The following is a 12785-nucleotide window of genomic DNA, read 5'->3' as shown; positions in this document are numbered from 1 at the left end:
GTTACAACCAGGGGATAATGCCCCAGACACCCAACAATGCACCAACATACAAAAGAAAAAAGTAACTTGCGTCGATTAGATAAATTAAGACTCTGGTTAAGGTGTATCTCCACCCGATTAAAAAAATTGGTGGCAGCAGAACACGCGTCTACATCAACCACCACAACCACCACACACCCACAAAAAGAAAGGGGGTCTGGATGGTTAAACACCAACTGGTGTTAAAAAATAATGCTCCTTAGAAAGGAGGTGATCCACCCGCACCTTCCGGTACGGGTACCTTGTTACGACTTCGTCCCAATCGCCGATCCCACCTTAGACAGCTCCCTAACAAGTTTGAGCCACTGGCTTCGGGTGTTACCAACTTTCATGACGTGACGGGCGGTGTGTACAAGGCCCGGGAACGTATTCACCGCAGCATTGCTGATCTACGATTACTAGCGACTCCGACTTCATGGGGTCGAGTTGCAGACCCCAATCCGAACTAAGACCGGCTTTCAGCGATTCGCTCCACCTCACAGTGTCGCTGCGCGTTGTACCGACCATTGTAGCATGTGTGAAGCCCTGGACATAAGGGGCATGATGATTTGACGTCATCCCCACCTTCCTCCGAGTTAACCCCGGCAGTCTCTCATGAGTCCCCAACYAAAATGCTGGCAACATAAGACAAGGGTTGCGCTCGTTGCGGGACTTAACCCAACATCTCACGACACGAGCTGACGACAACCATGCACCACCTGTACACCAACCACAAGGGAAACTACATCTCTGCAGCGATCTGGTGTATGTCAAGCCCAGGTAAGGTTCTTCGCGTTGCATCGAATTAATCCACATGCTCCGCCGCTTGTGCGGGCCCCCGTCAATTCCTTTGAGTTTTAGCCTTGCGGCCGTACTCCCCAGGCGGGGCGCTTAATGCGTTAGCTACGGCACAGAAGACGTGGAAGCCCCCTACACCTAGCGCCCACCGTTTACGGCATGGACTACCAGGGTATCTAATCCTGTTCGCTACCCATGCTTTCGCTCCTCAGCGTCAGTAACTGCCCAGAGACCTGCCTTCGCCATCGGTGTTCCTCCTGATATCTGCGCATTTCACCGCTACACCAGGAATTCCAGTCTCCCCTACAGCACTCAAGTTATGCCCGTATCGCCTGCACGCCCGGAGTTAAGCCCCGGAATTTCACAGACGACGCGACAAACCACCTACGAGCTCTTTACGCCCAGTAATTCCGGACAACGCTCGCACCCTACGTATTACCGCGGCTGCTGGCACGTAGTTAGCCGGTGCTTCTTATACAGGTACCGTCACAAAAAGCTTCGTCCCTGTCGAAAGGAGTTTACAACCCGAAGGCCGTCATCCCCCACGCGGCGTCGCTGCATCAGGCTTCCGCCCATTGTGCAATATTCCCCACTGCTGCCTCCCGTAGGAGTCTGGGCCGTATCTCAGTCCCAATGTGGCCGTACACCCTCTCAGGCCGGCTACCCGTCGACGCCTTGGTAGGCCATTACCCCACCAACAAGCTGATAGGCCGCGAGCTCATCTTGCACCGAAAAAACTTTCCAACCACCACACTAAAGGCAGTTCCTATCCGGTATTAGACCCAGTTTCCCAAGCTTATCCCAGAGTACAAGGCAGATCACCCACGTGTTACTCACCCGTTCGCCACTCGAGCACCCTAGCAAGCTAGGGCCTTTCCGTTCGACTTGCATGTGTTAAGCACGCCGCCAGCGTTCGTCCTGAGCCAGGATCAAACTCTCCACAAAAAAGGCCGTGAAAAGCCCAAACCTAGACAAAAAGACAAACCAAACCGTGCACAGCACGGACTGGCATATCCAAAAATTACATAAAGAAAAAATCAACAACCAACCCCCAACCCGACGGGGATACAGGAGGCTGGCCACGTTAGAAGATTTAAATCAATACGCCCAAACAACTTACTGTTATTTACAATGACGCCGCTTGAAAAAGCGCCATCCGGCATACACCAACCATGCCGCACACACAGCACAACACAGCCAGAACAATAAAAACCAACCAACACAAAAAAGTACATTGGCACACTATTGAGTTCTCACACATCATCCGCACACCACAAGAAAATTAACCAAACGTTAACCTCCCGCAAGCGGCCCGAACAAGCCTACCCAACCAACCCACACAAGTCAAAACCAACCCAGCAGGCAGCCAAACAAACCGTCCAGCATCTACCACCAGTTAACCTCCCGGCTACCTCGCGGCGACTCGAATTAATATACGCACACCCCCAACAAACAACAAATCGCCTGGTTAGCTCGTATTTCTACGGCCTTCCAGGCGATGAATTATGCGGGCTTTTAGTGATAACAAGCCAAAAGCCCATCCGGACCATCGATGACTGTGATAGGAGTTTCGAAGATTGGGGTGAGCACATCATCCTGCATGATCTCTTCCGGGCCACCGAAGGCCACGATGTTGCCATCCTTAGCAGCGCAGATGTAGTCGGCATAGCGCGCAGCGAAGTTGATGTCATGGAGAACAATGATGATGGTTCGGCCAAATTCCTTGGCTGCTTTTCGCAGGTGCTTCATCATCTCCACTGAATGGGAGATGTCGAGGTTGTTGAGGGGTTCGTCGAGAAGCACGTAGTCCGTCTCCTGGCACAGCACCATGGCTACGTAGGCGCGCTGGCGCTGACCACCAGAGAGCTCATCGAGGTAGCGATTCTCCATCTCCCCTAGTCGGAAGAAATCAATGTAGCGCGAGACTATTTCTTCATCCTCGGCTGTAAGCCGGCCTTTGGAATAGGGGAAGCGGCCAAAGCTCACCAGCTGGCGCACGGTCAACTTCGTGATGAAGTGATTCTCCTGACGCAAGATGGACAGGATCTTGGCTAGATCCTCGGACTTCGTGGAGGACACGTCGTATCCGGCAACTTCGATGCTGCCCTCGTCGGCGTCGAGAAGCCTGCCAATCATGGTGAGCATGGTGGATTTTCCGGCACCGTTTGGCCCGATGAGGGCGGTGATGCCTCCTGTAGGGATCTCCAGATCGATGGGACCAATGTTCGTCTCACCAGAGTAGGACTTCGAAACCTTCGAAAGCTTGATCACAGCTTGCCCTTTCGCAGAATGACGATGAGGAAAACGCTGCCGCCTACCAGCTCAATAATGATGGAGACAACACCCTGTGCATAAAAGACGTGCTGCATCAAGAAGTAGGCACTGGTGAGCACGGCAAAGGCGGTGGCCATAGCCATTGGGAAGAGATAGCGGTGGTCATAGGTCTCCGCAGCCTGGTACGCCAGGGTGGCCACGAGGAAGCCCAAGAAGGTCATAGGGCCGACGAGCGCGGTCGTCGTAGCCATAAGAATGGATACCAAGATGAGCGTGTAGATGGCATTGGCCTTGTGGTTTACGCCAAGATTCGTGGCAGCATCGCGGCCGAGTGCCAGCACATTGAGACGGCGGGAGTTGAGGAACATCAGGACCGTCACCACGATGACCAACGGGATGGCGATGGGATAGTACTCGGACTCCGCATTGTTGACGGAGCCAAAGAGGCGCGCGGTGAGCACATCGAACTCACTGGGAGTCAACATGCGCTGCATGAACGTGGACAGCGAGCCTAAGCCACCGCCGATAATGATGCCTACCAGCAGCATCGCGTGCATGTTATTTCGGCGGCTGGTGAGCAGCCAAGAGTACAAGACCAAGGAAAGGCCCACCATGAGTACCAGCTGGACTAGGAACGCGCCCACATTACGGGACTGGGTCAGCCCAGCGGCACCGAGGAAGAAGATGGTCGCGGTATTAATCGCCACGTAAAGCGACTCAAACCCCATGATGGAGGGCGTGAGGATTCGGTTGTTGGTCACGGTGTGGAAAGCCACGGTGGCCACGGCCTGGCACACAGCGACAATTGCCATGGCCGTAACCGCGTCTGCGCGGCGGCGTGCAATAAGCCACCACTTGCGGGTGCCAAAGTCCATGGGGTTGTCGTAGGCCAACAGCCCAAAAGCAAAGAGCAGGCCCGCGGCGATGAGAGCGGCCAAGATGACCCAGTACTTACGGGCCGCGGCAGCGGACTGGAAGCTTCCCACGCTGCGACGCGCGCGCTGAGACTGGGATTGCGTCGTCGATGCAGGAACAGAGATACAGACACTCACTTGGTTGACCTCACAATCAAAACAACGAAGACGATGGCACCCACCAGGCCCAAGATGACGGAAACCGGCATCTCAAACGGGGAAATGATGACGCGGCCCAGAATGTCACACAGCGTTACTGTGGCAGTGCCCAACAGGCAAACCCACGGAAGGTTTGCACGTAGGTCGTCGCCGCGCAGCATGCTCACCACGTTGGGAACGATGAGGCCCAGGAAAGGCAGCGCTCCAACCACAACGGTCACCACACCCGTGGCCACCGCGATGAGCCCGGTGCCTAACAGAATCATGCGCTGATAGTTCAGGCCAATGTTGGTGGCGATGTCCTCGCCCAGGCCGGCCACAGTGAGCTTGTCGGCATAGAGATATACAGCCACGAGCACGAGCAGCACGACCCACAGGACCTCGTATTGCCCCTCGTAGACCGAGGTGAAGGATCCCATGAACCAAATGCCAAGCTGCTGCAAGGTGTCCGTCCGCAGCGCCACATACGAAGAGACGGCGGAGACCACGGCGCCGAGCATGATGCCGATGATCGGCACGATGAGCGAAGACCGCAGTGCCACTCGGCGCAAAAAGGCGAAGAAGACCATGGTGCCCACGAAGGCGAAGACCACGGCAATCACCATCTTCACCAACACCGACGCATGGGGGAAAAGAATGAGAGAAAAAAGCAGACCCAGCCCGGCCCATTCGGTGGTACCAGTCGTCGTGGGTTCCACAAAGCGGTTCTGGGTGAGCAGCTGCATCACGAGGCCGCTCATCGCCATGGCCGCGCCGGCCAGAACGAGGGCGATAGTGCGCGGGACGCGCGTGGTAAAGAACATGGTCCAGCCATCCTCATTATCGAGGATGCTGTACTCCCCCACCATGAGGGACAGCAGGAGCAGCGCAACGACGCCGAGCACACCAAGGCCCAGCGTCCAGGTCAGGACAGGTTCGCGGGAGCTGCGCTTAGCGACGTCCCCCCGTTCCCCCTGTGCATCTGGCCTCACTGTCACGGTTTTCACTCTGCTCCTTGAGGTTCTTAGGCGTTGGCCTTGTCGAAGGCGTCGGCAAGCGCGTTGAGAATCTCGGTGTAGGTGATGATGGACTCATCAATATAAGTATCCTGCGGGGCGACGTAGACGTTGCCGTCCTTGACGGCAGACACGTTCTTGAGCGCAGCGTTGTCTTTCACCAGCTTCTCACCTGGGGTAACCTGCTCACCTTCCTTGGAGATGGCGGAATCACGGTCCATGATGAGGATCCAATCCGGGTTGGACTGCGCAATAGCCTCCACAGAGATGTCATCGCCCTCGTGGTCATCAGAGGCATTGTCCACTTCAAGAGCCGGCTTGAGGCCCAGTAGGTCGAAGACCGGGCCATAGGTGCGGCCGATGCCCGGGGCAATGTAGCCAATCTCGCCACCGGAGGTGTTGACAGCCATGACCTTCTGCTCTGGGTCGTAGGCCTTCTTGGCGCGATCGGCCGCAGCATCGAAGTCCGCAATGAGCTTTGCTGCGTCCTCTTCGTGGCCGAAGACCTGGCCCAAGGCCTCGGTGTGGCGCTTGAGCTCCTCGAAGAAGTCCTCGCCCTCGCGCGGCTCGAAATCGAGGACGGATACGTCCTCAAGCAGCTTTTCCATATCGCCCTGGTGGGGCTCGAAACGCTGGCCATTCCACACCACATCCGGCTCGGCAGCCACAAGGCTTTCAAGGTCTGGCTCCTTGTGGGAGCCCAGATCGACGTCCACGGTGTCCTTGTTGTAGGTGTCACGCAAGGACTTCGGGACCAGTGGAAGCGGAGCCGCGGCAAGGTCGATGTCCCACTGCGCCAGAACCGCAAACGCTCGGTTATCCGTCACCGCAGGGTTCTCCACTGGTGCGGTGACGTCCTTCGAACCAAAGTTATCCTCCAGCGTGATGGTGGAGGCATCGGCGGCCTCGGCCCCAGCAGTCTCCGGAGACTCCTCAGCGGAGTTGGAGGAGCAACCGGTCAACGCAAGCGCTGCCACGGAGACGGTCGCAGCAACCTTGGCGGTAGTCGTGCTGAAGACACGACGGGAAAGAGTGAACATAGTGTCCTTGCTTTTTAGGTGTGGCTAACCACAGGCGATAATTAACGTCGTCGCCTAACCTAACCTATGTAAGGGTTACCTTTCAAGCACACTTTTGTTTCTTAATTCCCCGCGGGGGCACTTTCCCCTCTCGCAAGCAGCTCCTCCACCGCTACCGGCCCCTCTTTATCGAAGTCCTCTCGGACAGCTCGGCGAAACTCAGCATCCGCCAAGAAATCTAGAGCTACCTGCGCTAAACCAGCCGCGGAATCCACGGCGGCATCGACCGCCTGGGGCGTGGCAGCCCACCGCGCAAAGTCCTCGGTATGCAGCGCCACGTCCGCGGGTGAGACTTTCACCATAGGGTGCAGACCAGGGACCAAATGAGAGACATTGCCAAAGTCCGTCGACGCCGCCACCGTGTCCGGCACTGTCCCCGCCGGCAAAGCCGTGCGGCCCCGGCGCGCCTGTGTGGCCGCCCAACGTTCCACTAGTGCAGAATTGTTGCGCACCGGCAGCGTCATGGGGTGTTCATCCCACTCGAGCTCCACCTCCACTCCAGCCATGAGGGCCGCCCCGCGAACAATATCCTCAACACGTCCGGACAGGTCCATGAGAGTGCGCGTTCCCAAGGAGCGCACATAAATATGCATCTCGGCTGAACTAGGAATGATGGAAGGCCTGTCCCCGCCGGACATGATGGCGTGGACACGATCCGACGGGGGCATCTGCTGCCGCATGAGCCCGATGCCTTGGTAGGCCAGGCTTGCAGCATCAAGCGCATTGCGCCCCATGAAGGGCTGGGAGCTCGCGTGGGCAGCCACGCCGCGATACGTCACGCGCAGAATGCGGCGGCCTACCCAGGCGTGTGCGCCAATGTCATAGCCAAAGCCGTGAATCATCACCGCCGCGTCCACCCCCTCAAGGCTGCCGCCGCGGATCATGTACTCCTTGCCAGAGTGCCCTTCCTCAGCTGGGGTTCCTTGGAGCAGGAGGCGGCCGGCGAAGGGGGTGGAGTCAAGCACTGCCGTCGCCGCCAGGAACCCGCACAAGCCCGCAGCGGCGATGACATTGTGGCCGCACGCGTGACCAATCTGCGGCAGCGCATCGTATTCCGCTAAAACGGCTACGGTGGGGTGCCGCTCTGGGTCAAAGTCCTCACTCTGCCACGATGCCTCGAACGCGGTCTCCACGCCATAGGCCCCTCGGTGCGTGGAGAATCCGTGCTGTTCCACGATGTCTGCGAGTACCGCCATAGAGCGATGCTCCGCAAATGCCGTTTCAGGATGTGCGTGCAGATCCGCCACAATGTGCGCGGCAGTCTCGCGCAAAACCTCAGCCTCCGCCGCGGCCGCATCCCAGACCTTGGCCTGGTCGGCATAGTTCTCCCCATGGTGCTCGGGTGGAGCGGCGGCCGCCACGCGTTTGGCGATGTCCCCCTCCATCGCCTCCAGATACGCCGTCGAGGGATTGTTGGGTTGACTCATACCTCTACCCAATCATGACCGAGTTGCCTGGGCCCAACGGAAGGTCCACATAGAACCAGACGGCCAGCAAGATGGCCCACGCGGTAAAGAATGGAATCACGAAGGGCATGAGGCGCGACATGAGCGTGCCCAGGCCGGCATCCCGTTCGTAGCGCTGGAGGAAGCCCAGCATGACAATCATGTAGGGGTTCAGCGGAGTGATGATCTGGGTTGCCGAATCACCGACGCGGAAGGCGCCCTGGATGAAGGCCGGCTCGTAGCCCAACAGAGCAAACATAGGCACGAAAACCGCCGCCATGAGCGTCCACATGGAGGAACCGGAGATGATGAGAAGGTTCAGGCAGGATGCCAGCGCAATAAAAGCGAAGATGGCCGGGAAGCCGGTGAGTCCAATGGACTCGAGGAAGGCCGCGCCCTTCACCGCAGTGAAGGTACCGATGCCTGTCCAGGCGAACAGAGCCACGAATTGTCCCAGGATGAAGGCCAGAATGAGGAAGCTCAGCATGTCCTTGAGCGCGCCGACCATCATGGTGACAACGTCCTCGATGCCCTTAACCGTGCCCACGACCTTGCCGTAGACGACGCCGAGTACCAAGAAGTACGCGAAAACCAAAAAGACAATGGAGTTGAGCAGCGGCGACTTGGGGAGGAAGCCTCCCTCTTCATTGCGCCACGGTGACTCTGGCAGCAGGACGGCAAAGAGGATGATGGCGGTGAGGATGACCGTCGCGACTCCGGACCAGATGAGTCCCTTGTTCTCCTCCGAGCGCAGCTCCGAGCTGAGTTCCTCACCATTCTCGTCGCGGTCGCCGCGCTCAGCGGCATCCTCCGGGTCAATTTCTTCCTCGGTAGGTACCTCCTGCGCCCACATACGCGGCTCGATGACCTTGTCAATAATGAGACCAGCAAGCACACCCAACACGATGGAGGAGGCCACGTTGAAGTAGTAATTCGACATCGCATTGACCGGCGCGAATTCCGTATTCGGCAGCGTATCCATCACCGCGGTGGTGATACCCGCGAACAAGGCATCCAGTGAGGTCGGCACCAATGCCGTCGAATAACCTGCGCCTACCGCAGCGAAGCCACCAATTAGGCCCGCCACTGGGTGGCGGCCCGCGGCCTTAAAGACCATGGCGGCCAGCGGCGGGACAATGACGAAAGCGGCATCTGCCATGACGGAGGCCGTCACACCAATAACACCGACGGCGTACGGGAGCAGCCACGGCTTCGCGGAACCAAAAAGCTTACGAATAAGCGCCGAAAGCATCCCGGAGCGCTCTGCCACGCCAACGGCCAACATGATGGGAAGAACCGTCACTAGGGGCGGGAAGTTGATGTAGTTCTCCCCCATTGTTGTGGTGAGCCACGTCAGCCCCTCACCGGTAAACAGGCCTTTAACCGGCTGAATTTCATCCGAACCGGGAATCTTAATTTCCACCCCCATCGCTGCCATGATGGTGGAGAGCACGCCCGTAATGAGGAAGAGGATAAGGAAGATAGTGAAAGGCTCCGGCAGCTTATTGCCGATGTACTCCACGCCATTGAGGAACTTATCAAGGATTCCCCCACTGGACTGCTGCTTCGACCTTTTCTGCACCTTTACAGCACTCGACTGCGATGATCTCGGCTTTTCTGTGCTGTCCGCGCCAGCTTGTGGCGATGCGTTGGTTGGGCTGTTCATGGATACTCCTGTCGTAGGGGTTATGCCCAGTGCTCCACGTCACACTGATGGAGAAAGGCTACCACGGGAATGTAACTTGGGTAACAAATAGTTTTGGAATGAGTCACATTTTTGTTCAGCCAGCCCTGCTCCGACTCCACTTTCTCGTCGTCTGCTCACCTCCGCATACCTATAGGCTCTCCCCAACTACGCCCACGGTAGATAGTGGCCAAAAATCGCCAGTTTTTAGCCCCTTACTTACCGTGAGCGTCGACAGATTGCCCGAACGTTCTGCTCCCACGCTCAGCTTCGTCGCCGCTCGACTACACCAGCCCGTTTATCCGCGCAAAAGGATCCCATCCACTGTCGCGGTGTGGCTCATATTCCACAAAGTTGACAGCGTCGATGGCAACAACTTCGGAAGTGAGGTGCGCAATGAGCGCGACCGCCATGTCCATGCCCGCCGCAACACCTGAGGAGGTCCATCGATTACGGTCGTGCACCCACCGCGCCTCCGGCCGCCAGGACACATCGCCCCCGAAGGACGTGGCCCAGCTAAAAGCACGCTTATTGCTCGTTGCGGCGTAGCCCTCCAAGAGCCCGGCAGCCGCCAGGACCGCAGAGCCCGTGCACACGGAGGCAGTCCAAGGAGCGTGTGTACCCGCCTCACGAAGCCACGACAGAAAAGATTCGTCTTCCACGAGCTTCCGGGTTCCCTTTCCGCCCGGGACGAGGAGGGCGTCGGCCGACTCAATCTGCCCATAAGAGATTGTCGGCACCACTTCCACGCCCTGCGAGCTAGCAACTGGCCCACCATCCGGTCCTGCGAAAACAACGGCGACATCAGGCACCGCTTGAAGCAGCTGGACGGGTCCGAAGACGTCGAGAAGCTCAAAGCCTTCAAACAAGACGACTGCAATTCGGAGAGATTCGGTATCCATGCGGCCATCCTAAAGCAGGCCCCATGAGCACGGACGAGCATCTGGGACTCGGGTTCAATTCCCGGCGGCTTCATCACCTCGCCAGGGCTTCTCCACTCAGAGTTTATAGCGTGGCCCGCCTTGGGCCGTGACAATCTGCAGGCGAGACACTACCCTATTTATTGATACGTCATCATTAGGAGTATTCAACCAATGACAGCATTCGGATTCTTAAGCTTCGGGCACTACGCCTTCGGGAACCAGCATGGTCCGTCCGCTGAAAAAATTGCGAAGATCCATCTGGAAATCGCCCAGGCAGCAGATGAGATCGGTGTGAACAACGCGTCTTTCCGCGTCCACCACTTCGTACCGCAAGCCTCAGCCCCGATGCCGCTGCTCGGCGCAGTGGCCGCCACCACCAAGAACATTGAGGTGGGCACTGGCGTGATCGATATGCGCTAGCGCATGTTCGTGTTATGGCTCTCGTTTTCTCGGTCCGCGTCCCTCTACAGGTACCGGCAGACCTGGTCTGGGCTGCATGTGTCGGGGTCCGGGTGCGCGGCGTCGTGCCGGAGGTCGGCGATGGTGCCGTGCAGGGCGGTGAGCTGGGCGATCTGCTGCTCGATCTCGGCCAGGCGCGCGTCGAGGAGGTCTCGCACGTGCTCGCAGGGCGCGTGGCCGCTGTCGCGGATGTCGAGGATTTGGCGGATCTGGGCGAGGGTGAGGCCTGCGGCCTGGCCACGGTGAACGAAGTCGATCCGGGCGACGGCGTCGGGCGCGTAGTCGCGGTACCCGGATGGCGTCCGGTCGGCCGGGGGCAGCAGTCCCTGCTCTTCGTAGAACCGGAGCGTCTTCGAGGTGGTGCCCGCGCGTTCGGCGAGTTCTCCGATGCGCATTGCGGCCTCCGATCATTCGGCAGGGGCCACGCTTGACCTTCCCCTGCACTGGAAGGTCTAGTATGGCTGAAACGGAACAGAAGTCCAAGCCTTGACGGGAGCAGCGATGCCTACGAAGTACGATCTCGCCATCATCGGATCGGGCGGCGGAGCGTTCGCCGCCGCGATTCGCGCGACCATGCTCGGGAAGTCGGTGGTGATGATCGAGCGTGGCACGCTCGGCGGCACCTGCGTGAACACGGGCTGCGTGCCGTCGAAGGCCCTCATCGCCGCCGCCGATGCACGGCACGTCGCCGCCGACCGGTTCCCGGGGATCGCGACGACGGCAGGCCCAGTGGACATGCCCGCGCTGATCGCCGGGAAGCAGGCGTTGGTCGAGACGATGCGGGGCGAGAAGTACGCCGACGTCGCCGATTCATACGGGTGGCACGTCCGGCGGGGAGACGCCGGGTTCGCGGGCACCCCGGACGCGCCGGTGTTGGAGGTCACCGCCGCAGACGGAGCGGTCGAGACGATCGAGGCCGAGCACTACCTGGTCGCCACCGGTGCGCGGCCGTGGGCTCCGCCGATCGACGGCCTGGACGAGGCCGGGTACCTGACCTCAACCACGGCGATGAACCTGACCGAGGTCCCCGAGTCGATGCTGGTGCTCGGCGGCGGCTACGTCGCCCTGGAGCAGGCGCAGCTGTTCGCCCGCCTCGGCTCCCAGGTCACCGTGCTGGTGCGGTCCCGGCTCGCGTCGAAGGAGGAGCCGGAGGTGTCCCGGACACTGCAGGAGGTGTTCGCCGACGAGGGCATCCGGGTGGTCCGCCGCGCGGTGCCGACCCGGGTGTCCCGGGACGCGGCGACCGGGCAGGTCGTGGTTACCGCGGACGTGTCCGGCGGCTCGCACGAGTTCCGCGCCGACCAGGTGCTCGTCGCCCTCGGACGCCGTCCCGTCACCGACGGCTTGAACCTCGATGCGGTCGGGGTGAAGACCGGGGACTCCGGCGAGGTGGTCGTCTCCGACCATCTGCAGTCGTCGAACCCGCGGATCTGGGCCGCGGGCGACGTGACCGGGCACCCGGAGTTCGTCTACGTCGCGGCCCACCACGGCACCCTCGTCGCCGAGAACGCGTTCGCCGACGCCGACCGGTCCGTCGACTACTCCCATCTGCCGCGGGTGACGTTCACCGGACCGGCGATCGGCGCGGTCGGGATGACCGAGAAGGAGGTCGTCGCCGCGGGGATCCGCTGCGACTGCCGCGTGCTGCCCCTGGAGTATGTGCCCCGGGCGGTGATCAACCGCGACACCCGCGGGTTCATCAAGATCGTCGTGAACGCCGATACGAGCGAGATCCTCGGCCTCACCGCCGTCGCCAAGGACGCCGGGGAACTCGCCGCCGCAGGCGTCCACGTGCTCGGCAAGACCATCGCCGAAGTCGCCGACGCCTGGGCCCCCTACCTGACCATGACCGAAGGCATCCGGATCGCCGCGAAGTCCTTCACCACCGACCCGTCACTGCTCTCGTGCTGCGCATGAACGGCAACGCATGCAATCGGAGAGATCTCATCCGGAAGAGGTCCAGACGATGAGCGCCGATCACGACCGCGACGAACGGCGCGCCGGTCCCATCGTCGCCGCAGGGACCGGGCTGCTCCT

General features: G+C 59.7%; 9 protein-coding genes, 1 rRNA gene and 1 pseudogene. 2 read left to right on the top strand and 9 right to left on the bottom strand.

All coding sequences use genetic code 11. The features are described from left to right. Positions 1 to 242: 242 nt before the first annotated feature. From CSING_RS04060 to CSING_RS04025, 8 genes are all read right to left on the bottom strand, one after another. A 16S ribosomal RNA gene (locus tag CSING_RS04060) occupies positions 243 to 1761 on the bottom strand. Positions 1762 to 2331: 570 nt separating this feature from the next. Beyond that, complete coding sequence (locus CSING_RS04055) at positions 2332 to 3087, bottom strand: iron ABC transporter ATP-binding protein (RefSeq protein WP_042529943.1); 756 nt, start codon at positions 3085 to 3087, stop codon at positions 2332 to 2334. Beyond that, the gene (locus CSING_RS04050; RefSeq protein WP_084226161.1) at positions 3084 to 4142 is read right to left on the bottom strand and encodes an iron chelate uptake ABC transporter family permease subunit; all 1059 of its coding nucleotides are present in this window, start codon (positions 4140 to 4142) and stop codon (positions 3084 to 3086) included. The genes CSING_RS04055 and CSING_RS04050 overlap by 4 nt, the downstream gene beginning before the upstream one ends. Beyond that, the gene (locus CSING_RS04045; protein ID WP_236684065.1) at positions 4139 to 5011 is read right to left on the bottom strand and encodes an ABC transporter permease; all 873 of its coding nucleotides are present in this window, start codon (positions 5009 to 5011) and stop codon (positions 4139 to 4141) included. Before CSING_RS04045 ends, CSING_RS04050 begins: the two co-directional genes overlap by 4 nt. A gap of 155 nt (positions 5012 to 5166) precedes the next feature. Next, positions 5167 to 6198: a siderophore ABC transporter substrate-binding protein gene (locus tag CSING_RS04040; RefSeq protein WP_042529939.1), complete on the bottom strand. Its 1032-nt coding sequence runs from the start codon at positions 6196 to 6198 to the stop codon at positions 5167 to 5169. Between the two features lie 101 nt (positions 6199 to 6299). Next, on the bottom strand, positions 6300 to 7664 hold the full coding sequence (locus tag CSING_RS04035; protein WP_042529937.1) for a M20 family metallopeptidase: 1365 nt from the start codon (positions 7662 to 7664) through the stop codon (positions 6300 to 6302). A gap of 4 nt (positions 7665 to 7668) precedes the next feature. After that, a complete protein-coding gene (locus CSING_RS04030; RefSeq protein ID WP_042529935.1) occupies positions 7669 to 9348 on the bottom strand; it encodes an AbgT family transporter in 1680 nt (559 codons plus the stop codon). Between the two features lie 302 nt (positions 9349 to 9650). After that, entirely contained in the window at positions 9651 to 10268 is a 618-nt protein-coding gene (locus CSING_RS04025; protein WP_042529933.1) for a DJ-1/PfpI family protein, read from the bottom strand. Positions 10269 to 10460: 192 nt separating this feature from the next. On the opposite strand from CSING_RS04025, the pseudogene CSING_RS04020 reads away from it, so the two are divergent. Beyond that, positions 10461 to 10706: pseudogene (locus tag CSING_RS04020) on the top strand (LLM class flavin-dependent oxidoreductase); the annotation flags it as partial. Between the two features lie 47 nt (positions 10707 to 10753). Here CSING_RS04020 and CSING_RS04015 read toward each other — a convergent pair. Next, a complete protein-coding gene (locus CSING_RS04015) occupies positions 10754 to 11143 on the bottom strand; it encodes a heavy metal-responsive transcriptional regulator (protein WP_042529932.1) in 390 nt (129 codons plus the stop codon). Positions 11144 to 11249: 106 nt separating this feature from the next. On the opposite strand from CSING_RS04015, the gene merA reads away from it, so the two are divergent. Beyond that, positions 11250 to 12665: a mercury(II) reductase gene (gene merA / locus CSING_RS04010; RefSeq protein ID WP_042529930.1), complete on the top strand. Its 1416-nt coding sequence runs from the start codon at positions 11250 to 11252 to the stop codon at positions 12663 to 12665. The last annotated feature ends 120 nt before the right edge of the window (positions 12666 to 12785 follow it).

This window comes from Corynebacterium singulare (assembly GCF_000833575.1).
Classification (GTDB): domain Bacteria; phylum Actinomycetota; class Actinomycetes; order Mycobacteriales; family Mycobacteriaceae; genus Corynebacterium; species Corynebacterium singulare.
The sequence above is the reverse complement of the archived record's forward strand: the minus strand, read 5'-3'. Positions and strand labels throughout refer to the sequence as shown.